The organism is Haloechinothrix sp. LS1_15 (assembly GCF_033042135.1).
GTDB lineage: Bacteria > Actinomycetota > Actinomycetes > Mycobacteriales > Pseudonocardiaceae > Haloechinothrix.
The window spans coordinates 1-23,116 of the sequence record NZ_WBXM01000017.1; the positions used below are offsets into that span (position 1 = coordinate 1).

At 69.0% G+C, this 23,116-nt stretch carries 21 protein-coding genes, 1 tRNA gene and 1 other RNA gene; 8 read left to right on the forward strand and 15 right to left on the reverse strand.

From position 1 onward, the window contains the following. Positions 1 to 130 precede the first annotated feature (130 nt). Positions 131 to 1,648, reverse strand: coding sequence for a glycerol kinase GlpK (gene glpK, locus F8178_RS19095; RefSeq protein WP_317496229.1), 1,518 nt, complete (start codon positions 1,646 to 1,648; stop codon positions 131 to 133). A gap of 60 nt (positions 1,649 to 1,708) precedes the next feature. Next, positions 1,709 to 2,479, reverse strand: a complete 771-nt coding sequence (locus F8178_RS19100; protein WP_317496230.1) for an IclR family transcriptional regulator — start codon at positions 2,477 to 2,479, stop codon at positions 1,709 to 1,711. A 304-nt stretch (positions 2,480 to 2,783) separates the two neighbouring features. On the opposite strand from F8178_RS19100, the gene F8178_RS19105 reads away from it, so the two are divergent. The 6 genes from F8178_RS19105 to F8178_RS19130 all read left to right on the forward strand — a co-directional run bounded on the left by F8178_RS19105 (position 2,784) and on the right by F8178_RS19130 (position 8,447). Then, complete coding sequence (locus tag F8178_RS19105) at positions 2,784 to 3,545, forward strand: MIP/aquaporin family protein (RefSeq protein WP_396345831.1); 762 nt, start codon at positions 2,784 to 2,786, stop codon at positions 3,543 to 3,545. 36 nt (positions 3,546 to 3,581) lie between these two features. Continuing rightward, the gene (glpK, locus tag F8178_RS19110; protein WP_317496232.1) at positions 3,582 to 5,102 is read left to right on the forward strand and encodes a glycerol kinase GlpK; all 1,521 of its coding nucleotides are present in this window, start codon (positions 3,582 to 3,584) and stop codon (positions 5,100 to 5,102) included. A 12-nt stretch (positions 5,103 to 5,114) separates the two neighbouring features. Next, a complete protein-coding gene (glpD, locus tag F8178_RS19115; protein WP_396345822.1) occupies positions 5,115 to 6,827 on the forward strand; it encodes a glycerol-3-phosphate dehydrogenase in 1,713 nt (570 codons plus the stop codon). A gap of 9 nt (positions 6,828 to 6,836) precedes the next feature. Beyond that, complete coding sequence (locus tag F8178_RS19120) at positions 6,837 to 7,628, forward strand: HAD-IIA family hydrolase (protein ID WP_317496233.1); 792 nt, start codon at positions 6,837 to 6,839, stop codon at positions 7,626 to 7,628. A gap of 27 nt (positions 7,629 to 7,655) precedes the next feature. Then, complete coding sequence (rraA, locus tag F8178_RS19125; RefSeq protein WP_317496234.1) at positions 7,656 to 8,138, forward strand: ribonuclease E activity regulator RraA; 483 nt, start codon at positions 7,656 to 7,658, stop codon at positions 8,136 to 8,138. A 147-nt stretch (positions 8,139 to 8,285) separates the two neighbouring features. Continuing rightward, the gene (locus tag F8178_RS19130; protein ID WP_317496235.1) at positions 8,286 to 8,447 is read left to right on the forward strand and encodes a hypothetical protein; all 162 of its coding nucleotides are present in this window, start codon (positions 8,286 to 8,288) and stop codon (positions 8,445 to 8,447) included. Between the two features lie 30 nt (positions 8,448 to 8,477). Here the strand turns inward: F8178_RS19130 and F8178_RS19135 are convergent, their stop codons facing one another. From F8178_RS19135 to hutH, 5 genes are read right to left on the reverse strand one after another with little or no spacing between them, the layout of a single operon-like run. After that, a complete protein-coding gene (locus F8178_RS19135) occupies positions 8,478 to 9,656 on the reverse strand; it encodes an amidohydrolase family protein (protein WP_317496236.1) in 1,179 nt (392 codons plus the stop codon). Next, positions 9,653 to 10,963, reverse strand: a complete 1,311-nt coding sequence (locus tag F8178_RS19140) for a formimidoylglutamate deiminase (RefSeq protein ID WP_317496237.1) — start codon at positions 10,961 to 10,963, stop codon at positions 9,653 to 9,655. The genes F8178_RS19135 and F8178_RS19140 overlap by 4 nt, the downstream gene beginning before the upstream one ends. Before the next feature lie 9 nt (positions 10,964 to 10,972). Then, a complete protein-coding gene (locus tag F8178_RS19145) occupies positions 10,973 to 12,256 on the reverse strand; it encodes an allantoate amidohydrolase (protein ID WP_317496238.1) in 1,284 nt (427 codons plus the stop codon). Then, entirely contained in the window at positions 12,240 to 13,922 is a 1,683-nt protein-coding gene (gene hutU, locus F8178_RS19150; RefSeq protein WP_317496239.1) for a urocanate hydratase, read from the reverse strand. The genes F8178_RS19145 and hutU overlap by 17 nt, the downstream gene beginning before the upstream one ends. Beyond that, the gene (gene hutH, locus F8178_RS19155; RefSeq protein WP_317496240.1) at positions 13,919 to 15,505 is read right to left on the reverse strand and encodes a histidine ammonia-lyase; all 1,587 of its coding nucleotides are present in this window, start codon (positions 15,503 to 15,505) and stop codon (positions 13,919 to 13,921) included. The genes hutU and hutH overlap by 4 nt, the downstream gene beginning before the upstream one ends. Positions 15,506 to 15,607: 102 nt before the next feature. Here hutH and F8178_RS19160 point away from each other — a divergent pair, with 102 nt between their 5' ends. Continuing rightward, on the forward strand, positions 15,608 to 16,393 hold the full coding sequence (locus F8178_RS19160) for an IclR family transcriptional regulator (protein WP_317496241.1): 786 nt from the start codon (positions 15,608 to 15,610) through the stop codon (positions 16,391 to 16,393). 7 nt (positions 16,394 to 16,400) lie between these two features. Here the strand turns inward: F8178_RS19160 and F8178_RS19165 are convergent, their stop codons facing one another. Further along, the gene (locus F8178_RS19165) at positions 16,401 to 16,607 is read right to left on the reverse strand and encodes a hypothetical protein (RefSeq protein ID WP_317496242.1); all 207 of its coding nucleotides are present in this window, start codon (positions 16,605 to 16,607) and stop codon (positions 16,401 to 16,403) included. A 545-nt stretch (positions 16,608 to 17,152) separates the two neighbouring features. Here F8178_RS19165 and F8178_RS19170 point away from each other — a divergent pair. Then, complete coding sequence (locus F8178_RS19170) at positions 17,153 to 17,629, forward strand: hypothetical protein (RefSeq protein ID WP_317496243.1); 477 nt, start codon at positions 17,153 to 17,155, stop codon at positions 17,627 to 17,629. A 391-nt stretch (positions 17,630 to 18,020) separates the two neighbouring features. On the opposite strand, the gene ssrA is transcribed toward F8178_RS19170, so the two are convergent. The 7 genes from ssrA to F8178_RS19205 form a co-directional block, all read right to left on the reverse strand. After that, positions 18,021 to 18,401, reverse strand: a transfer-messenger RNA (tmRNA) gene (ssrA, locus tag F8178_RS19175). An 88-nt stretch (positions 18,402 to 18,489) separates the two neighbouring features. Further along, positions 18,490 to 18,966 carry an SsrA-binding protein SmpB gene (gene smpB, locus F8178_RS19180; RefSeq protein ID WP_317496244.1) on the reverse strand — a complete coding sequence of 159 codons (477 nt, stop codon included), beginning with the start codon at positions 18,964 to 18,966 and terminating at the stop codon, positions 18,490 to 18,492. A 55-nt stretch (positions 18,967 to 19,021) separates the two neighbouring features. After that, positions 19,022 to 19,927: a permease-like cell division protein FtsX gene (gene ftsX, locus F8178_RS19185; protein ID WP_317496245.1), complete on the reverse strand. Its 906-nt coding sequence runs from the start codon at positions 19,925 to 19,927 to the stop codon at positions 19,022 to 19,024. A gap of 100 nt (positions 19,928 to 20,027) precedes the next feature. Then, positions 20,028 to 20,717 (reverse strand): cell division ATP-binding protein FtsE, encoded by a 690-nt coding sequence (gene ftsE / locus F8178_RS19190; protein ID WP_317496246.1) that lies wholly within the window; start codon positions 20,715 to 20,717, stop codon positions 20,028 to 20,030. 129 nt (positions 20,718 to 20,846) lie between these two features. Continuing rightward, positions 20,847 to 21,974, reverse strand: coding sequence for a peptide chain release factor 2 (prfB, locus tag F8178_RS19195; protein WP_317496247.1), 1,128 nt, complete (start codon positions 21,972 to 21,974; stop codon positions 20,847 to 20,849). 98 nt (positions 21,975 to 22,072) lie between these two features. Beyond that, a complete protein-coding gene (locus tag F8178_RS19200; RefSeq protein ID WP_317496248.1) occupies positions 22,073 to 22,573 on the reverse strand; it encodes a PadR family transcriptional regulator in 501 nt (166 codons plus the stop codon). A gap of 259 nt (positions 22,574 to 22,832) precedes the next feature. Further along, positions 22,833 to 22,909, reverse strand: a tRNA-Met gene (locus F8178_RS19205). Positions 22,910 to 23,116: the final 207 nt, after the last annotated feature.

Genomic DNA, 23,116 nt, shown 5'->3' on the forward strand with positions numbered 1-23,116 from the left:
GGCAACCTCGGCACCATCACCCAAGGAGACACCCTCGAACTCGTCAGCGACTACCACAGCCACTACCCCCAACACAACGCCATGTCCATCATGATCGGATTCGTCGAAGAAACCGACTGACACCGGCGAATCAGGGCGCGTCCTGGTGCGGGCGCATCCAGCCGAACGTCAGCTCCACCGCGCGCCGCCAGTTGGCGTACTCCAGCTCCCTGGTCCGCCGATCCATTCGCGGTAGCCACTGCGCCGCGCGGTGCCAGTTGCCACGCAGTGCCTCCAGGTCGGGCCAGTACCCCACGGCCAGTCCCGCCGCGTACGCCGCACCGAGCGATACCGTCTCGGCGATCATCGGCCGCATCACCGGCACGTCGAGCACGTCGGCGATGAACTGCATCAGCAGGTGATCGGCCGTCATCCCGCCGTCCACCTTCAACGTGGCCAGCTCCAGGCCGGAATCGGCATTCATGGCGTCCACCACCTCACGCGTCTGCCAGCCGGTGGCCTCGAGTACCGCACGCGCGAGGTGCCCCTTGGTGATGTAGGAGGTCAGCCCGGCGATCACGCCGCGCGCCTCGCTCCGCCAGTGGGGAGCGAACAGCCCGGAGAAGGCGGGCACGATGTAACAGCCACCGTTGTCGTCGACGGTGCCCGCGAGTGTTTCGATCTCCGCTGCAGTGGAGATCAGGCCCAGGCTGTCACGGAACCATTGCACCAGTGACCCGGTCACGGCGATGGAACCTTCCAACGCGTACCGCGCCGGTTCGTCACCGATCTTGAAACCGACCGTGGTGAGCAGCCCGTGCGTGGAGTGCACCCGTACCGGGCCGGTGTTCATCAGCAGGAAGCCACCCGTGCCGTAGGTACACTTCGCCTCGCCTTCGGAGAAGCAGGTCTGGCCGAACAGCGCGGCGTGCTGGTCGCCAAGAGCGGCTGCGATGGGGATCCCCGGCACGACCCTGCGGGTGTGGGCGTAGATCTCTGCTGATGGCCGGATGCGGGGCAACATCGCCTGCGGCACCCCGAAGAACTCCAGCAGCTGCCTGTCCCAATCCAGCGTGTCGAGGTTCATCAGCAGGGTGCGGCTGGCGTTGGTGACATCGGTGACGTGCACGCCGCCATCGGTGCCGCCGGTGAGGTTCCAGATCAGCCAGCTCTCCATGGTGCCGAACAGCACGTCGCCCGCCTCGGCTCGGCTGCGCAATCCCGGCGTGTTGTCCAGCAACCACGTCAGGCGCGGGGCGGAAAAGTAGGTGGCCAGTGGCAGGCCGCACCGCCGGATCACTTCCTCGGCACCCGACTGCCCCCTGAGCTGCTCGACCAGCTCGCCGGTTCGGACGTCCTGCCACACCACGGCCCTGGTGACCGGGATCCCTGTGTGGCGGTCCCACAGCACCGTGGTCTCCCGCTGGTTGGTGATGCCCAGCGCCGCCACCTGCGTGGCGTCCGCACCCGCTTCACGCAACGCCTGGGGCAGCAGGCGGTCCACGGTTCGCCAGATCTCCAGCGCATCGTGCTCGACCCAGCCCGGCTTGGGGAAGTACTGGTGCTGCTCACGCTGGGCGATCGACACCAGCCTGCCGCGGTGATCGAAGACCATGCAGCGGGTCGAGGTCGTTCCCTGATCGATCGCCATCACGTAGCGCTGCGCCATGATCACTCGGCACTTTCTGTCGGTCGGGCGGCGGAAGGGGCGAGGGTGGCCCTGCCGGGGCTAGTGGTGGGTGAGGTCCCGGGATATCGCGCGGGCGGCCTCGGTGACCTGCGATACCACGGACTTCGCTGGCCTGCCCCCTGCATCGCAGATGCGCTCAGCCACACCCGTGACGCCGATCGCGCCGACGACGAGGCCACCGTGTGTGCGGATCGGCGCGGCGACGCTCGCCTCACCGGGCAGCGACTCACCGACCTCGACTGCCCAGCCCGATTCACGCACCGTGGCCAGCGCCCGTGCCAGCCCGTTCGGGGACGTGATCGTGCGCCGGGTGAACGAGGCCAGCTCGGATCGGCATACCCGCGCGGCGAGATCGGCATCGTAGGCCAGCAGGACCTTACCGATGGCCGTGGCGTGCGGCGCGAGCGACGAACCCACATCGAGGGTCTGCAGCGTGTCGTCCGGCCGGAAAACATGGTGCACCACGAGCACGCTCTCCTCGACGGGTACCCCGATCCGGACTGCCTCGCCGCTACGGGCAGCGAGCGCGTCCGCCCAGTTGATCGAGCGCGACCGCAGCTCGTGGACATCGAGCGCATCGAGGGAGCCCGACCCCAGGTGCAACAAGCCCCGCCCGAGCCGGTACTTGCCGGTGCCGCGGTCCTGCTCCACGAACCCGACTCCCCGCAGGGTGCGCAGGATCCCGTGAGCCGTCGGCTTCGCCAGCGCGAGGGACTCGGCGATCTCCCCGACTCCCAGCGGTGCCGAACCCCTGGCCAGCAGCCGCAGGATCGCCGCGGCGCGCTCGATGGACTGGACGGGTCCCGGCATGGGCGCAACCTACCGCGAAACCGGCGATTCGACAATGTCGAACACACGACCCGACCGCCCATCACGTCACCCGTAAGGGTTGTGAGCTGCGCCATGTTTTCTACCACGAGTACCGGAGGGTAAGGACCTCGTGCGACACCGGCCAGCCCAGCTGTTCGACATTGTCGAACCACCTGTGTTGTGACCCCTGGGGGCACTGCATAGCGTCACCGTCATCGCGCCGCCCGGCGCACCGGTTCCCAGGAAAGGAGGAGGCGTGGATCTTCTCAGCTCCGTGTTCCTCAGCGAGGTTCTCGGCACGGGCATGCTCACGCTGCTCGGCTGCGGGGTCGTCGCCAACGTGTTGCTGGCCAAGACCAAAGGTCTCGGCGGTGGTTGGCTCTTGATCAACATGGGGTGGGGGCTCGCCGTCATGGCTGGGGTATTCGTCGCCTTCCAGTCCGGCGGTCACATCAACCCCGCGGTCACGTTCGGCATCCTGGCCAGCGGCGCGAACGAGTACGCGCCCGGCATCGACATCACCGCGGGTTCGTCGGCCGCCTACGTCAGCGGCCAGATGCTCGGGGCGTTCCTGGGGGCCTGCGTCGCGTACCTGGCCTACAAAAAGCACTTCGACGCCGAGGAAGACGCGGGGGCCAAACTCGCGGTGTTCGCCACCGGCCCGGAGATCCGACACTACTCGTGGAACTTCGCCACCGAGGTCGTCGGGACGTTCGTGCTGGTAATCGTGGTGCTGTCGTTCGCCGAGACGCCCCACGGGCTCGGCCCGGCCGCCGTGGCCCTGCTGGTGGTCGGTATCGGTGCCTCGCTCGGCGGCCCCACCGGCTACGCCATCAACCCGGCGCGCGACCTCGGGCCGCGGATCGCGCACGCGGTCCTACCGGTGCAGCGCGCCACCGAGCCGGCCGCGCCAGCCACGGTCGGCGCCTCGCCGGGGCCGGGCACCGCGACCGAACCCGCTCCCGCGAGACGGAAGAGCTCCGACTGGGCATACTCGTGGGTGCCGGTGTTCGGCCCGCTCGTCGGCGGTGGCCTCGCCGGCCTGCTGTCGCAGCTCGTGTTCTAGACCGTCCTCGCAGGCTTCACTCTCGAAGGGACAGTGATGAGAAACTACGTCGGAGCTATCGACCAGGGCACGACCAGCACCCGCTTCATGGTGTTCGACCACTCCGGACGCGAGGTGACACGTCACCAGCTCGAGCACGAGCAGATCCTGCCACAGGCGGGGTGGGTGGAGCACAATCCCACCGAGATCTGGGAACGCACCCGCGCGGTGATCACCTCGGCGATGAACAAGGCGGATCTCAGCGCCGCGGACCTCGCGGCGATCGGGGTGACCAACCAGCGCGAGACCACGGTGGTGTGGAACCGCACGACGGGACGTCCCTACTGCAACGCGATCGTGTGGCAGGACACCCGCACGGACAAGATCGCGAGCGCGCTGGAACGCGACGGTAAGGGTGAGATCATCCGACAGCGTTCCGGCCTGCCTCCCGCCACATACTTCTCCGGCGGCAAGCTCAAGTGGATCCTGGACAACGTCCCCGGTGTGCGGGCAGACGCCGAGAAAGGCGAGGCGATCTTCGGCACCACCGACACGTGGCTGCTGTGGAACCTCACCGGCGGCACCGACGGCGGCGTGCACGTCACCGACGCCACCAACGCCAGCCGCACCATGCTGATGGATCTGGAAACCTGGGACTGGGACGACGAACTGCTGTCCTTCTTCGACGTTCCCCGCGCGATGCTGCCATTCATCCTTCCCTCGTCGAATCCGGAGTTCTACGGCAAGACACGCAGCGACGGCCCGTTCAGCGGCGAGATCCCGCTGACGGGGATCCTCGGTGACCAGCAAGCTGCCACTGTCGGCCAGGTGTGTTTCAACCCGGGCGAGGCCAAGAACACCTACGGCACCGGAAACTTCCTGCTGCTCAACACCGGACACGAGCTGGTCCGCTCGCAGCACGGGCTGCTGACCACGATCTGCTACCAGTTCGGCGAGCAGACCCCGGTCTATGCGCTGGAGGGCTCGATCGCGGTCACCGGATCGGCGGTGCAGTGGCTGCGCGACCAGCTCGGCATTATCTCGGGCGCTGCACAGAGCGAGAGCCTGGCAGGCCAGGTCTCCGACAACGGCGGAGTCTACTTCGTCCCGGCGTTTTCCGGGCTGTTCGCGCCGTACTGGCGATCGGACGCGCGCGGCGCCATCGTCGGTCTGTCCCGGTACAGCACGAACGCGCACATCGCCCGCGCAGCACTGGAAGCCATCTGCTACCAGACCCGCGACGTCGTCGAGGCGATGGAAGCCGACTCGGGTGTCGCGCTCGATGTGCTCCGGGTGGACGGCGGCGTGACCGTCAACGAACTGTGCATGCAGCTGCAGGCCGACATTCTCGGCGTGCCGGTCTCCCGACCGGTGGTCTCCGAGACCACCGCGCTCGGTGCAGCATACGCCGCCGGTCTGGCCGTCGGCTTCTGGCAGACCACCGACGAGCTGGTGGCGAACTGGCAGGAAGACAAGCGCTGGCAGCCCACCTGGAGCGAGCAGGAGCGCGACACCGCCCACGAACGGTGGAAGAAGGCAGTGTCTCGCACGCTCGACTGGGTGGATGTCGAGGACTGAGGAGGTCATGAGGTGTCAGCCGTCCCACTGAACGCGGACTACCGGACTCGGGCGCTGCGCGATCTCGGGGAACGGACCGTGGACGTGCTCGTCGTCGGCGGGGGCGTGGTCGGCACAGGGGCCGCCCTCGACGCTGCGTCCCGGGGGTTGTCGGTGGCGTTACTCGAAGCGCGCGACTGGGCCGCGGGTACGTCGAGCAGATCGAGCAAGCTCATCCACGGCGGGCTGCGCTATCTCGAGCAGCGTGACTTCGGGCTGGTCGCCGAGGCTCTCCGGGAACGCGGGCTGCTGCTGCGCAAGCTCGCCCCGCATCTCGTGCGCCCGGTGCCCTTCGTGCTTCCGCTGCACAACGGCGTCACCGAACGCGCCTACATCGGTGCGGGCGTGCTGCTCTACGACACCATGGGCGGGGCGCGCGCGTTGCCGAAGCACCGGCACCTGAGCCGGGGCGACGCGCTGGAGCACGCGCCCGCCCTGCGCCCCGACGCGCTCACCGGCGCGATCCGGTACTACGACGCGCAGGTCGACGACGCACGCCACACCATGACGCTGGCACGCACCGCCGCCCAGCACGGCGCCACGGTGCTGACCAGGACCCGGGTCACGCGCTACCTGCGGGAGAACGGGCGTGTCACCGGCGCCGTCGCCCGTGACACCGAGGGCGATCGCGAGATCGTCATCCGCGCGAACCGGGTGATCAACGCGACCGGGGTGTGGACCGACGAGATGCACGAGGCGGCAGGCGCACAGCCACCGTTCAGGGTGCGCATGTCCAAAGGAGTGCACCTGCTCGTCCCTCGGCAGCGCATCGCGATGGACACCGGCATGATCATGCGCACCGAGAAGAGCGTGCTGTTCGTCATCCCGTGGGGACAGCACTGGATCATCGGCACCACCGACACCGACTGGAGGTACGACAAGGAGCACCCCGCCGCGAGCAAGGCCGACGTCGACTACCTGCTCGCGACGGTCAACACCGTGCTGCGGGACCCGCTGACGACCGAGGACATCGAAGGGGTCTACGCGGGACTGCGCCCGTTGCTTGCCGGGACGAGCGACGACACCGCCACGCTCTCGCGCGAGCACGCCGTCGCCGAACCCATCGGTGGCCTCACCGTCGTGGCTGGCGGGAAGTACACCACCTACCGGGTGATGGCAGCCGACGCGGTCGACCACGCCATCGCCGGGCTCGGCCGGTCCATGAGCCCGTCGCTGACCGACAAGCTTCCTCTCGTCGGCGCGATCGGGTTCCACGAGATGTGGCAGCAGCGCCAGGCAGTGGCCGACCGCGCGGAACTCCCGCTCGCCATGGTGGAGCACCTGCTCGGCCGGTACGGCTCGGCGACCGGCGAGCTGCTCGAGATGATCGCGGCGGAGCCCGGGTTGGCCGAGCCGCTGCCCGGCGCGCCCGCTTACCACAGGGCCGAGGTGCGCTACGCGGTCACACACGAGGGAGCTATGCACCTTGAGGACGTGCTGACCCGGCGCACCAGAATCTCCGTCGAACAGTTCGACAGGGGGACCACCGCAGCCCGACCCGTGGCCGAGATGATGGGTGAGGTGCTCGGCTGGAGCGCCGAGCGAGTCGACGCCGAGGTGTCGCACTACTGCGAACGCGTGCACGCGGAGCGCCGCGCCCAGCAAGCTCCCGACGACGCGGCAGCCAATGCGGCGCGGCTGGCCGCGCCCGAGGTCGCGACGTCGGGCGCGCACCGCGCGGGCTAGGCTCGGGATATGACCGAGACGGCTTGGCGCTACCTGACCGACATGGATGGCGTCCTGGTGCACGAGGAACACCTGGTACCGGGCGCCGACGAGTTCCTCGGCGAGCTGCGCGCCAACGGGTGCCCGTTCCTCGTGCTGACCAATAACTCCATCTATACCCCGCGCGACCTGCGGGCACGCCTGCAGGTGACCGGGCTGGACGTGCCGGAGGACGCCATCTGGACGTCGGCGCTGGCGACGGCGAAGTTCCTGAGCTGGCAACGGCCGGACGGCTCGGCGTTCGTGATCGGAGAGGCGGGGTTGACGACCGCGCTGCACGAGGCGGGCTACGTGCTCACCGAACGCGACCCCGACTACGTCGTGCTCGGCGAGACCCGCACCTACAGCTTCAGCGCGATCACCAAGGCGATCAGGCTGATCAACGCCGGGGCGCGGTTCATCGCCACCAACCCCGATCCCACGGCGCCAAGTCGTGACGGGGTGCTGCCTGCCACCGGCTCGGTCGCCGCCCTGATCGAGCGGGCTACCGGGAAGCAGCCCTACTACGTCGGCAAGCCGAACCCGTTGATGATGCGCTCCGCGTTGCACGCTCTCGGTGCCCACTCGGGCGACACCGTGATGATCGGTGACCGGATGGACACCGATGTGCACGCGGGCATCGAGTCGGGTATGCGCACCATCCTGGTGCTCAGTGGGATCGCCGCCCGCGACACCGCAGAGCGCTATCCCTTCCGGCCGACGAAGGTCATCGACTCCATCGCCGACCTGGTCGGCAGCACCAAGGACCCGTTCCAGAACTGACGGGAAACGTGCTCTACATTCGAGCGTGTGAGTGAACTGATCAGTACCGCCGATCTCGTCGACCAGCACGGTGACGCACTGCGGGTGTGCGACACCCAGTTCCACCAGTTCGGCAAGCACCGGTCGTTCGCGGGCGCGGTGCGCACCGTGTCGTGCTATCAGGACAACGGCCTGCTGCGTGAGCTGCTCCGCACACCGGGCGAAGGCGGTGTGCTCGTCGTCGACGGTGGTGGTTCGCTGCACACCGCGCTCACCGGCGACCTCATCGCCCAGTCGGCCGTGGACAACGGGTGGCACGGGCTCGTGCTGCACGGCGCGGTGCGCGATAGCGCGGTGCTGGCCGATCTGCCCATCGGGATCAAGGCGCTCGGCACCAACCCCCGCAAGAGCAGCAAGGCAGGAGCGGGCAGCGTGGACGTCCCCGTGGGGTTCGGCGGCATCACCTTCCACCCCGGCGACCAGCTCTACGCCGACGACGACGGCGTCGTGCTGCTGCCCGCCACCGGCTGACGGCACGTGCGCTCATCATCCGATCGGGGATTCCTGGCTCCGTGACGTAACACACACCCTCTTGTCGAGATATCACGGATGCACAGGGTTTCGTGACTCTCTTTCGTCACGCGCGGCACCGCGCGACGCAGGCTGGAGGGAACGGTGATGACGCGGACGCAGGCCAGTAACCTCGATGTTCGATCGACAGCAGGGCACCGGGACAAGCGTGACCAGCACGAACGCGAGCACCAATCGCAGGTGATGGTGCCGCGGCCGCGCGATGACGACGAGGGCTTCGAACCCACCATCGTGCGCGGCAGGGAGTGACGGCAACCTGCGCTGGGCGGCGCCCGACAGCTAGCGCACCCGCTCCCCGCTCCGCCAGACGGCCCACGTCAGCGGGACGCCCGGCCGGTAGGCGAGATGGGTGATCGATGGTGCGTCCAGCACGTGCACGTCCGCCCGCGCACCGGGACGGAGCACGCCGACGGCACCGTCTCCGGTGTCCGCCCGCAATGCCTTGGCGCCGCCCCTGGTCGCTGCCCACACCGCCTCCTCGACGGATAACCCCAGCTGCAGCACGGCCGTGGCCACGCAGAAGGCCATCGAGGTCGTATACGAGCTCCCAGGGTTGGCGTTGGTGGCCAGCGCCACGACCGCACCGGCGTCCCACAACCTCCGGGCGGGTGCGAGCGGTCCCTTTGTCGACAAGTCACAGGCAGGGAGCACGGTGGCCACCGTTCCCGCCCGGCCGTCCCGCCAGCTACTGGCCAGCGCCTCGGTGTCGGCGTCGGTCGCGTAGCAGCAGTGGTCCACGCTCGCGGCGCCATGCCGCACAGCCAGCTGGATCCCCGGACCGTGACCGAGCTGGTTACCGTGCACCCGCGTCCCGAGTCCCCGCTCGGCGGCCGCCAGCAGCACCGTCTCCGCGTCCTGCTCACCGAATGCGCCCCGCTCGCAGAACACATCGACCCACTGGACGTGCCCGGACACCGCATCGAGCATCGGTCCCGTCACCTCGATCACATACTCCTCGCCGGAAACGCCCTCAGGGACGATGTGCGCACCGAGGAAGGTGACCTCGTCGGCGACCGAGGCGGCGATCCGTGCCGAGCGCGCCTCGTCGGCGACCGTCAGCCCATAGCCGGTCTTCGTCTCCAGATACGTGGTGCCCTGCATGCGGGCTTCGTGCGCCAACCTCGCGAGGTTGCTCGCCAGTCCGGCGTCTGAGGCTGACCTGGTGGCGGCCACTGTCACCGCGATCCCGCCTGCCGAATAGGGCTCGCCCGCCATCCGGGCGGTGAACTCCGCGGTGCGGTCACCGGCGAACACCAGGTGCGTATGCGCATCCACCCAGCCAGGCAGCACCGCTCGGCCGCCCGCGTCGAACCGGGCGTCGGCCGGGGGCGCCTCCGCAGCGGCCCCGACCCAGGCGACGCGCTGCCCGTCGAGTACGACGGCCGCGTCGCTGAGCGTGCCAAGCGCCGGCTCGTTCGTCGTCAACTCTCCGATACCGGTGATCAGCAGCGCCGTCATGCGGTGAGCTCCCTGATCGCGGTGTCCAGTTCCGCGGCGGTGTCGATGCCGAGGTGATTGCCCTGTCGCACCATCCACCGCCCGCCGACCATCACGTCCCGCACATCGGCAGCGGTCGCGCACAGCGGGATCCCCGCGGGGTCGCACCCCGCGGTCCGCACCGAGTCCAGCGATACCCGCACCAGGTCGGCGATCGCGCCGGTGGCGATGCGACCCGCTTCCGGCCAGCCGATCGCGCCGTGCGCGGCCCCGGCGGTGACCAGCTCGTGCGGCGAGAACCGGCCGCGCGACTCGGCGGCGAGCCGCTCGGCCATCTCCAGGCCGCGCAGTTCGGCCAGAGCATCGACCACGGCGTGCGAATCGCTGCCGAGCGCGAGCGAACACCCCGCGTTGGCCAGGCTGCGCGCCGGCCCGATGCCGTCACCGAGGTCCTGCTCGGTCGTCGGGCACAGGCACGCCCACGCCCCGCTGGAGCCCAGCCAGGTGATGTCCAGTCCCGTGGTGTGGGTGGCATGTACCGCGACGAACCGCTCGTCGAGCGCCCCCGCCTCGGCGAACAACTCGGTGGGGCTGCGCCCGTACACCGTGTGACACGTCTCGTTCTCCCCGCGCTGTTCGGACAGGTGAGCGTGCAGCGGCGCGTCACGCTGCCGTGCCCAGGCCACTATGACCGGCACCTGCTCCACGGGGACGGCGCGCAGCGAGTGCACCGCGGCACCGAGCCGTACCTGATCGCTACCCGGATCGAACCCGCTCGCCCGCTGCGCCCACGCGTCCGCGTCGGCATCGGCGAACCGGCGCTGTACCGGAGCCATCGGCGCACCACCGACCCCGCCCGCGAGGTAGCAGGCGTCCAGCAGGGTCAACCGGATCCCGGCGTCGACGGCCGCCGCGACGATGGCGCTCGACATCGCGTGCGGGTCGGCGTACGGGCTGCCGTCGGCGTCGTGGTGCAGGTAGTGGAACTCGCCGACCGCGGTGTAGCCTGCCAGCAACATCTCCGCGTAGACGGCCCTGGCCAACCGGTAGTACTGATCCGGGTCGATACGCTCGGCGAGCCGATACATGCGCTCCCGCCACGTCCAGAACGTGCCCCCGCCCGCGTGGGTCCTGCCGCGCAGCGCGCGATGGAAGGCGTGCGAATGCGCGTTGGCCATACCCGGCATGACCATCCCAGCCAGCACCGTGCCCGACCGGGGCGCGTCGCGCTGGACCGCGGTGATCCGGCCGTCATCGACCGTGACGGAGACCCCGCCCACAGGGCCTTCCGGCAGCCACGCGTGCTCGCACCAGTATGTCCGGCTCACCGCACCACCTCACCAGCTCCCGTTCCCACCGGTGCCGTCAGCACCGTCAGCGCCCGTCGAGCCAGCCAACTCGGACAGCACCCGCGTCAACGCCTCGACCCCCGATTCGCAGTCCTCCGGTTCGGCGTGCTCGGCGGGAGCGTGCGAGATGCCCGTCGGGTTACGCACGTACAGCATGCCCGCGGGCACGTGCGCGGCGAGCACGCCCGCATCGTGACCCGCCCCGGTGGCCAGTTCGGGAAGGTCACCGAGAATACCCCGCATCCGGGCGCGCAGCAGCGGATCGAACCGTGTCGCCTCGCTCCACGATTCGGCGAACACCTCGAGCTCGCAACCCTCCTGTTCGGCGGAACGCCCCGCCGCGGCACACACCTCGGCGACGACCTGGCGCACCACGTTCCCGTCGGCCGATCGCGCGTCCAACCACACATCCACCCGGGACGCGATGGCGTTGCTGCCGCCGGGGGACGGCTCAAGCCTGCCGACGGTCGCCCGCGCGCCGTCGTGGCTCGCGGCGCGGGCCGCCTGCCGCGCGGCCACCACCGCGTGCGCCGCGGGCACCATCGGGTCCCGCCGGTCGGCCAGCGCAGCCGAGCCTGCGTGATCACCCCGTCCCGTGATGCTCAGCCGCCAGCGGCCGTGCGGGTCGATGGACGTTCCCAGCGCCACCGGCGAGTCCAGGTCGACCAGCCCCCTGCCCTGCTCCACGTGCAGCTCCACGAACACCCCGATGCGCGCGAGCAGGTCGGCATCGGGCCCCATGCGCTCCGGTCGCAGCCCGGCGCGGGCCGCGACGTCGGCCAGCGTGTCGCCGTCCCCGTCGGTCAACCGCAACGCCGAGCCCGGTTCGATGGCGCCGGTGAGTAGCCGCGAGCCGAGGCACGGCACGCCGAAACGGCCGCCCTCCTCCTCGGCGAATGCCACGACCGCCAGTGGCCGCGCGGGCCGGAACCCGCTCGCGCGCAGCCGCTCGACCGCGCACAGCGCGGAGATCACCCCGAGCGGCCCGTCGAACGCGCCACCACCGGGCACCGAGTCCAGGTGGCTTCCCGTGACCACGGCAGGCGCATCGCCGCGCGGGCACGGGTGCCACCAGGCCCACACGTTGCCGTTGCCGTCCGGTTCGACGTCGAGGCCGCAGGCGGCGGCACGCTCGGCGAACCACTCGCGTAGCTCGCGCTCGGCGGTGGTGAACACGTGCCGCGAGTAGCCGCCGCGCCGCCGGTCTCTGCCGACGCCCTCGATCGCGCGCAACCGTGAGGCCACAGTGGCCGCGTCACTTACGGCCGTCATCGCGACCTCGCATCGGAATGCGGATCCCCTGCTGCCCGGCGACCCGCTCGGCACGTTCGTAGCCCGCGTCGGCGTGCCGCAGCACCCCCATCGCGGGATCGTTGCTCAGCACTCGCTCCAGCTTGCGCGCGGCCAGCTCGGTGCCGTCGGCAACGCAGACCTGCCCGGCGTGGATCGACCGCCCCATGCCGACACCGCCACCGTGATGCAGCGACACCCAGCTCGCGCCGGAGGCGGTGTTGACAAGCGCGTTGAGCAGCGGCCAGTCGGCGATGGCGTCCGAACCGTCGGCCATCGCCTCGGTCTCCCGGTACGGCGAAGCCACCGACCCACAGTCCAGGTGGTCGCGGCCGATCACGATCGGGCCGGATAGCTCACCGGAGGCGACCATGTCGTTGAACCGCAGGCCCGCCCTGTGCCGCTCGCCGTGACCCAACCAGCAGATCCTGGCGGGCAGCCCCTGGAAGGTCACCCGCTCGGCGGCCATGCCGAGCCAGCGCGCCAGCGAGGGCTGGTCGCCGAAGAGCTCGAGCACCGCACGGTCTGTCGCCGCGATGTCCGCGGGATCGCCGGACAGCGCCACCCACCGGAACGGACCTTTGCCCTCGCAGAACAGCGGCCGGATGTAGGCGGGCACGAAACCGGGGTAGGCGAACGCCCGCTCGCAGCCGCCCTGCGCGGCCTCGTTGCGCAGCGAGTTGCCGTAGTCGAACACCTCGGCCCCGGCGTCGTGGAAGTCCACCATGGCAGCCACGTGGCGAGCCATCGACTCCCTCGCACGCCCGGTGAACTCCTCCGGCTTGGCGCGCGCGTAGGCCTCCCACTCGTCCACGTCCACCCCGGACGGCAGGTAGGACAGCGGGTCGTGTGCCGAGGTCTGGTCGGTGACGATATCCACGGGCACGCCACGGCGGTACAGCTCGGGCAGTACGTCGGCGGCGTTGCCGATCACCCCGACCGACAGCGGCTGTCCCGCCTGCCTGGCTTCGGTGACCCGCCGCACCGCCTCGTCGAGATCACCCGCCACCTCGTCGAGGTACCGTGTGTCGACCCTGCGCCGCGCGCGGACCGGGTCGCACTCCACCACCAATGCCGCACCGCCGTTCATGGTCACCGCGAGCGGCTGGGCCCCACCCATACCGCCAAGGCCTGCCGTGACCGTCAAGCTCCCGGCCAGGGAGCCACCGAAACGCTTCTCCGCCACCGCGGCGAACGTCTCGTAGGTCCCCTGCAGGATGCCCTGGGTTCCGATGTAGATCCACGAACCGGCCGTCATCTGCCCGTACATGGTCAGCCCCAGCGACTCCAGCCTGCGGAACTCCGGCCAGCTCGCCCAATCCGGCACCAGGTTGGAGTTGGCGATCAGCACCCGCGGCGCCCACTCGTGGGTAGGCAGCACGCCGACCGGCTTGCCGGACTGCACCAGCAGGGTCTCGTCGGCGGCCAAGGCGGCCAGCTCGCGGCTGATGGCTCCGAAGCTGGCCGCATCTCGCGCCGCCTTGCCGCTGCCGCCGTAGACCACCAGTTCGTCGGGGCGCTCGGCTACCTCGGGGTCGAGGTTGTTGTGCAGCATGCGCAGGGCCGCTTCCGTCTGCCAGTTCCGCGCGGTGCGCTCGCTGCCGCGAGCCGCGCGGACGGTTCCCGGCCCGGTACCGCGTCCCATCATGACGTGACCTCCCCGTCGGAGCGCAGCGGCGCCACAGCCGCGTTCACCTTCCCCGCCGCGACCAGCTCCTCGGCGGCGGCGATCTCCGGAGCCACATGCCGGTCGGGCCCCATCCCCGGCACACGTTCCCGCAACGCATCGACCGCCGCGCCGGTGGCAGGCGCAGGCCGTAACGGTGCGCGCAGGTCGAGCGCGCGTGCCGCGACGAGGTACTCCACAGCGACGACCGTGGTCAGGCCCGCGAGAGCCGAGCGCAGCTTCCGCGCGGCCGACCACCCCATCGATACGTGGTCCTCCTGCATGGCCGAGCTGGGGATGGAATCCACAGAGGCCGGGGTGGCCAGCCGCTTGAGTTCCGAGACAACGGCGGCCTGGGTGTATTGCGCGATCATGTACCCGGAGTCGACACCGGGATCCTGCGCGAGGAACGGCGGCAATCCCTGCGAGCGCGCCACATCGAGCATCCGGTCGGTGCGGCGCTCGGCCATGCTCGCGATATCGGCGGCCGGGATGGCGAGGAAGTCGAGCACGTAACCGATGGGGGCGCCGTGGAAGTTCCCGTTGGACTCCACCCGGCCGTCGTCGAGGACCACGGGGTTGTCGATCGCCGAGGCCAGTTCCCTGCCAGCCACGGTGCGGGCGTGCTCCACGGTGTCCCGCGCGGCGCCGTGGACCTGTGGCGCGCAGCGCAACGAGTACGCGTCCTGCACACGCGGGCAGTCGTCACCGCGGTGGCTGGCCACGATCGCCGAACCGGCCAGCGCCGTGCTCATCCGCGCGGCCGAGATCGCCTGCCCCTGTTGCGGACGCAGGTACTGCAGGTCGTCTGCGAACACCCGATCGGTGCCGAACAGCGCTTCCACACTCATCGCAGCGGTCACGTCGACCGTGTCGATGAGGCACTCGAGATCGGTGATGGCCATGGCGAGCATGCCGAGCATCCCCTCGGTGCCGTTGGTCAGCGCGAGACCTTCCTTCTCGGCCAAGCTGACCGGCTCGATACCGGCCGCGGCCAGCGCCTCGGCAGCAGGGACCACGGTGCCGTCCGCGTCGAACACCTCACCCTCGCCGGTCAGCGCCAACGCCACCGCCGACAGTGGCGCCAGGTCACCGGAGCACCCGAGCGAGCCGTACTCGGCCACCACCGGCGTCACCGAGGCGTTGAGCAGCGAGACCAGGGCGTCGGCGGTGTCGATGCGCGCGCCGGTGCGGCCGGTGGCGATCGTCCGTAGCCGCAGCAGCATCATGGCGCGGACCACTTCGGTTTCCACCGGGGCGCCCGCGCCTGCCGCATGCGAGCGCACCAACGAACGCTGCAGCGTGGCACGCCGGTCGGGCGGGATGGACTGCACCGCGAGTGCCCCGAATCCTGTCGAGACGCCGTAGGCGGGGCGGGGTGCCGCGGCCAGCGCGTCCACGTGCCCGCGGGCGCTGAGGATGCGTTCGCGTGCGGCGGCGGTGAGCTTCACCCGCGTGCCGTGCCGCGCCACGTCAACAACCTGAGTCACCGTCAGTGGTTCCGGCCCGACCGCCACGATCGCGTGCTCGCCTACCTGGTCGTCGGTTACGGGGATCTCGCTCATACCGCCATTTCACCGCCTGTGTTGCGCGGGATCACCTGTCATCCGCAGAATTCTGTCTGGGATCCCAGACCGATCACGCGAGAGTGGGAGGCGGTGCCCGCGATGGGACCGAGCTCGGACATACCGGCGTTGCGGCGGGGCCTGGCCGTGCTGCGTACCCTCGCCTCCCACGCGGGCCCAGTACCCGCGGCCACGGTGGCCAGGTCGCTGCGCCTGCCGCGGTCGACGACCTATCACCTGCTCGCCGAGCTGGAACACGCCGGATTCGTGGTGCACCTGGCGAGCGAACGGCGGTACGGACTCGGTATCGCCGCTTTCGAGCTCGGTTCCGCCTATCTGCGGCACGAACCGCTGGAGCGGCTGGCAGGCCCGATCCTGCGCGCGCTGGTGGATCGCATGCAGCACACTGCCCACCTCGGCGTGCTGCACGGCAACGAGTCCCTCTACCTGGTCAAGGAACGTCCCGCGCACCCGGAGACGACGGTCACCGATGTCGGGGTGCGGCTACCCGCACACCTGACGGCCTCGGGGCGCGCGATCCTCGCCCACCTACCCCGCGCCCAGGTGCGCGCGCTCTTCCCGCAGCCAAGCTCGTTCCTCCGGCGGACCAACCGTGGCCCGCGCGACCTCCGTGAGCTACGCAGCCTGCTCGCCGTGGAACGCCGCACCGGCTGGGCCATCGAGGACGGCTTCGTCACCACGGACTTCGCCTCGGTCGCCTGCCCGGTGTTCGATCACAGCACTCACCCGATCGCGTCGATCAGCATGACCTTCCGGCACGCGTGCCACACCGAGGGCGGGTGCGCGGAGACGTGGCCCGCGCTGGCTGCCACGGTCCGCGCCGCGGCGCGGGAGCTCACCGGCCGTCTCGGCGGTCGGGCACCGTGACGCGACCTCAGCGCGCCGCGGTCTCGCGCACCACATCCAGTTCGAGACCCAACATGTCCAGCAGCTCACGACACTCGGCGGCGTCGGTGGCATGTCCGGCCACGGTGACCGCGGCTTTACCCGCTTGAGCCTCCCACCGGACACGCTCGGCTTCCCTGGCCTCCTCGGTCCACCTGTGCTCCTGCTGGACATCGGCGTGCTTCGACGCTGCCATGGGGCGTCCTCCTCGGGGTGGCGATATCGGCCCAGGCGTCTGCCCGCAAATCGTGACCATCATTACAGCCAGGTGGCCCGTCCGTGGGCACAGATACGTCAGTGGCGCAACTACGCCACCGATCGAGCGCGGATCCCGTTGTTGCGAAAAAGGCCCCGGGCTCAACGGCCTGGGGGGAAACCGGAGCCCGGGGCTACTGTCTGCCGCTGGGGGACCGGCAGACGTCTCTAGCGTAATCCATGCGCCGGTTCATGCAAAGAGATACACCGGCGTGTCGCACGCCACAGCGAGATCAACATGCGGTGTCCGCACGCCTTGTTACGAAACGTAACCAGGCTTACGGTCACTGTCCTCCCTAACCGCGTCCCTGGCCTCCCTGGCCGCCCCGGTTGTCGCCGTTGCCTCCGCCATTACCGCCGCTGTTGCCGTTGCCCTGTTCCTGTGGCTGCGACGAGCGCTCCGAAGACGGCTCTGTCGATCGTTCCGATGGTTCCGGAGAGCCCGACGGCTCTGGGGATCCGGACTCGGGCGGCCTCGATTCCGAGGTGCCGGACTCCCTCGGCGGAGCCGAAGAGGATTCCTTGGGCGGCGACGAGGGAGCCGAGGAATCCTCGGCCTCCTGCGAGGGTGGTGCGCTTGACTCCGCGGGCGGGCTCGTCCGGGACGGCTGCGAGGTGTCGCGCTCCGACGAACGCTCGGCTCGCTCACCACTCGCGGCGTCCCGCGACGAGCCGGTCGCGGTGGTTGAGGGGTCTGCGGAGCCGCCGGAGCCGGACCGCGCGCTGGCGGTCGACCGTGGGTGGGAACCGGCGGAGCCGCCGGTCGCCTGCGAACCGATGTCCGCTCCCAGCGGGTGGTACCGGGACGAGTCCTCGCGGTCCTGGTCACCGTCGGCGTGGCTGCCCGGTCTGCTCGGCGAGCCCGTCACGGTCGCCAGCGGCAACGGCAGCGTGCGCCCATCGGACGACTCGGGGGTGGCCAGGTCGCTCGGCGCGCTCGGGGCTGGCGACATCCCCGCGTGAGGTGCGAGCGCGAGCATCCCCGTCACGGTCGCGCCGCACAGCACCGTCACGCTCGCCGCAACCGCCACCGGCCCGCCACGGCGCTGCCGACCACGACGTCGCGGCGGTTGCCCGTCGACTCCCTCCCGGCGCAACAGCTCGGCGACCGAGACCTGCGATTCAGGCTTGTCCGCGGGCACCCGCACACCTCCCCGGTCATCGCTGCCAGTGTTCCATCTTTTCCTACATGTGTTACCGATTCGTTGCGACAAGGAGCGACGAACGTCACAGTCACGGAGTAGCGCTATCACGCGTTCGATACATGATTCGACGCTCGCGGATACTCCAAGTAACAGAACTCGGTCGCGCACGACAACGTCCCTGCCCGGTAGTACCGGACAGGGACGCGGCCAGGTGGAGGTGCCGGGAATCGAACCCGGGTCCTCTGCTGCTTTGCCAGGACTTCTCCGTGCGCAGTTCGCTATGCCTCTACTCGGCCCCACCGGTCACGCGAACAAGCCGGTGTGACGGGCCCAGCCGCTGTAAGATGTCCCGTCCAGGCCCGCGGCCGGCCTCGAACGGTCAGTCCTCCTTGCTGATGCCGGTCATCGGATCGGAGGACGAATCCGGACCGACAAGGATCAACTAGCTCACGCAGCGAGCGCGAACTGATCCTGGCGCGCTTCTTGCTTGTTGGCGCTTATATGTTTGCGACGACGCTTAACGGTGGTCTCTCGCCTGCACCGGCACGCTTCTCCTGACTCAACATGCAGAGTCGAAACCGTTCACCCCCTTCGTCCTCTTCCGAGTGGGCGCTATCAGCATAACGCGCACGGCAAGCTCGTGTGTTCCCGCCGCCCCGGACTACGGGTGGCGGCCTACTAGATCTTCCCCTTGACGGCCCTGCCGACAGACTTGGCGACCTCGCGCTGCGCTTCCCGCCGCGCGATGTCCCGCCGCTTGTCGTGCTTGCGCTTACCCTGCGCCAGCGCCAGCTCGACCTTGACCTTGCCGTCGGAGAAGTACAGCGACAGCGGGACCAGCGACAGCCCGCTCTGCTTGGTCTTGCCGATCAGCTTCGCGATCTCGGTGCGATGCAGCAACAGCTTGCGGTGCCTGCGCGGGTGATGGTTGGTCCAGGTCCCCTGCGCGTACTCGGGGATGTGCACCCCGCGCAGCCACACCTCGCCGTCGTCCACGGTGGCGAACGAATCCACCAACGAAGCCTTACCCGCACGCAGGCTTTTCACCTCGGTGCCCGTGAGCACAATCCCCGCCTCGAATGTCTCGAGGATCGTGTAGTCGTGCCGCGCGCGCCGGTTCGACACGATCGTGCTGCGACCACGTTCTTTCGGCATAACCACCACTCTACGGGCGAGCAGCGCCACTGTGACGCACGCTCGAGGCACACTCCTAGTGACGCACGTACATCCGTAGTGTCACGTAGCCGGTGACCGCCGAGATCACCACCGCGGACAGCAGCAGGACCGGTGCCACGATCAACACGGTGTACAGCAGCGACGGTATGGCGATGATCCCAGCATCGCGTATCTCGGCCAGCACGCCGTCCACCACGAACAGCTGCACGCCCACCAGGGAGGCAACCGCGAGTAACGCGCCGGTCACCCCGGCCACCACCGCCTCGAGCAGGAACGGCAGCTGCGTGTACCAGCGGGTGGCGCCAACCAGGCGCATGATGCCCACCTCGGTACGCCGCGTGAACGCCGAGATCTGCACCATGTTCGCGATCAGCAGCAACGCCGCTGCCAGCAACGCGACCGAACCGACCAGCGTGATGTTGCGGAAGCTGTTCAGCCCGTCGATCAACCGCTCGAGGAACACGCCCTGATCCTGGATCTGGTGGATCCCCGCTTCCCCCTCGTACTCGTTGGTGATCACATCGGCCCGTTCCGGATCGACCAGCCGCACCCGCAACGATGCGGGAAGGGCTTCGGGCCGAGCCAGCTCCACCAGCTCGGGCTGCTGCTCGAAGATGCGCTGGAAGCTCTCGTAGGCCTCTTCCCTGCTCTGGAAGACGACGGTCTCGACCTCGGGGTTTTCCTCCAGCGAGCGGCGCAGATCGGCACACGGCTGCTCCGTGCAGTTCTCGTCGTTGGCGCTGACGTCGTCGGTGAGGAAGATGGATACCTCGATGTCGTCGAGGTAGCGGTCCTTGGTGAGGTCGACCGTCTGCATGATGAGCAGGCCACCACCAAGCATGGTGAGCGAGATCGCGGTGGTCAGGATCATCGCGATGGTCATCGTGACGTTCCTGCGGAGACCGGTGGCGACCTCACTGAACACGAAGCTGGCACGCATCTGGCGACAGAGTCCTTCGGTCGGGGGTTAGCGGGTTGACGGGAGCGTGGCGCGGTTCGCCGGGCGGTGGCGCCACGGGCGCGGCAGGGCGCGCGGTGCGTCAGTGACCAACGCCGTACACCCCTCGCGCATCATCGCGGATGACCTTGCCGAACTCCAGCTCGACCACCCTCCTGCGCATCGAGTCGACGATCGAGTGATCGTGCGTGGCCATCAACACCGTGGTGCCCGTCCGATTGATGCGCTCGAGCAGCAACATGATGTCCTGACTGGTCTCCGGATCGAGATTGCCGGTCGGCTCGTCGGCAAGCAGCATCAGCGGGCGGTTCACGAACGCCCTGGCGATCGCCACGCGTTGCTGCTCGCCGCCGGAGAGCTCGTTCGGCATACGATCGGACTTGCCGTCGAGGCCGACCAGCTCCAGCACCTCGGGAACCACCTTGCGGATGGTGTGGGCGGGCTTGCCGATCACTTCGAGCGCGAAGGCGACGTTCTCGAACACGGTCTTGTTGCTCAGCAGCCGGAAATCCTGGAAGACGCACCCTATGGTCTGCCGCAGCCGCGGTACCTTCCGGCGCGGCATCTTGGCAACATCGACGTCGGAGATGAAGATCTTGCCGCGGGTCGGTGTCTCCTCACGGAGCAGCAGGCGAAGGAACGTGGACTTCCCCGAGCCGGACGGGCCGATGACGAACACGAACTCGCCCTTGTCGACCTCGACCGACACCTCGCTCAGCGCGGGTCGTGTCGAGGTCTTGTACACCTTGCTGACGTCTTCAAGCCGGATCACGATGCGTGATCCTACCCGCCAGACGTGTGAAATCTTGATAGTGCCCGCGGCGATGCGCCGAGCCGAAGGACTCCTCGGGTACCGAATATGTACCGAAGGGCCCCTTCGGCTCACCACCCGACGCGGGGGTCACGGCTGGCTACCGGCCTGCTCCTGCTGCTTGCGCCAGCGGATACCCGCCTCGAGGAAGCGGTCGATCTCGCCTTCCAGCACCGGCGTGGGGTTACCGACCTCGTAGTCGGTGCGCAGGTCCTTGACCATCTGGTACGGATGCAGCACGTAGGAGCGCATCTGATTGCCCCAGCTCGAGCCGCTGTCCTTGAGCGCATCGAGCTCGGCCTGCTCCTCCTCTTTCTTCCGCTGCAACAGCTTCGCCTGCAGCACCTTCAGCGCGGCGGCCTTGTTCTGCAACTGGGACTTCTCGTTCTGGCAGGAGACGACCACGCCCGTCGGCAGGTGGGTGATCCGCACGGCCGAGTCGGTCGTGTTGACGCTCTGGCCCCCTGGCCCGGAGGAGCGGTAGACGTCCACCCGGATGTCCTTCTCCGGGATGTCAATGTGGTCCACCTCGGCGACCTCGGGAAGCACCTCGACGTGGGCGAAGGAGGTCTGCCGCCTGCCCTGGTTGTCGAACGGTGAGATACGCACCAGCCGGTGGGTACCCTGCTCCACCGACAGTGTTCCGTAGGCGTAGGCTGCGGTGACCTTGAAGGTCGCCGATTTGATGCCTGCTTCCTCGGCGTAGGAGATGTCGTAGACCTCGGTCGGGTAGCCGTGCCGCTCCGCCCACCGCAGGTACATGCGCAGCAGCATCTCCGCCCAATCCGCGGCGTCCACTCCCCCGGCCTCGGCGCGGATGTTGACCACCGCGTTGCGGTCGTCGTACTCGCCGGACAGCAGGGTGCGCACCTCGAGGGCGTCGATCTCGGTCGCCAGGCGCTCACGCTCGGCGTCGGCCTCGCTGCGCGCCTGCTGCGCCTCCTCGTCGCTGTCCGACTCGGCGGCCAGCTCGTAGAGCACGGTCAGGTCGTCGAGGCGCTGCCGCAGCTCGGTCACCTTCCGCAGATCGGCCTGCCGGTAAGACAGCCTGCTGGTGACCTGCTGGGCGGTCTCCGGGTTATCCCATAGATGCGGGTCCGCGGCCTGTTCCTCCAGCGAAGCGACCTCGGCACGCAATGCGTCGAGATCCATCACCGCCTCGACCTGGCTCAGCGTGCCGGAGAGTTGCTTCAGCTGGGTGTCGACATCCACGCTCACAACTCTCCAGGTTACGCCTCACCAGCGTGCCATCGCCGCCGGGGCACAGGCGAAGCCCGCGTGACGCCGACCGGCGTCACGCCGGGCCGCCACCGCTCTCACGCGTTCTCGACGGCGTCGACCAGCTTCAGCGCCGCACGGGCGTAAGCGTAGCCGAACTCGGCTATCGCCTGGTCAATGGGATCCTCGGTCTCCTTGGCGACCGTCCGCATCGTCGCGGCTTGCTCCTTGTAGCGGGCACGTGCCTTGTCCATGAGCTCGGCACGCTGCTTGTCCGTCACCACACCCGAGTTGATCACACGCAGGATCATGGTGCTGCGGATGTGGTCGGGACCGGCGTCCTCGTTGATCCACTGTCGGAACGCCTTCTTGCCCGCGGGGGTGAGCACGTACTCCTGACTCGACCGCGCTCCACGCTTGCCCAACCGCACCAGCCCGGCCTCGGCGAGTACCGGGAGCTCCCGGTAGACCTGGCTGCGCGTCACGCTGAAGAAGGTTCCGAACGCATCCTCAGCGGCAGCGACGAGCTGGCCACCGGTGGCGGGCCCGTCGTGGAGCAAGCCGAGCAGCGCTGCTGATGTCGCATTGATATCGGCCATAGTGTCTACAGTGCCACTGATTCGTCGACTTGTCCACTGTGGCCCCGCTCAGGTCCACAATAGAAGTCGGTGCGCAGCGACTCAGCACCTGTTCGGGTGAGACAGCGGATGGGGCCACGTAGGACCCGCCGCTACCAACGATGCGCTGGTCGCCGGGGGTATGCCTGACCTCGGGCCTGTCAGTGCGCCACCAGGGGCCACGGCGGCCGGAACACGATCAGGGCCCTTACCGGAAATGCCCGGTAAGGGCCCTGATGTCTGGTAGCGGGGACAGGATTCGAACCTGCGACCTCTGGGTTATGAGCCCAGCGAGCTACCGAACTGCTCCACCCCGCGTCGTTGTGTTGTGCCTTCACCATACATGCCGCCCTCACGGCCCGTGCACGGGGGGTCCCGGCGGCCGAACCCGCCCCGTAACCAACCGAGATGCCGTGTCTGAAGCTGACCGTGCCACGAAAAGGCTCGTGGGGGCCACGAGTGTTCTCGTGGCCCCCACGAGCATCGGACGACTGGAAACTACCCAGCTAGCCGACGCAGGGTGTC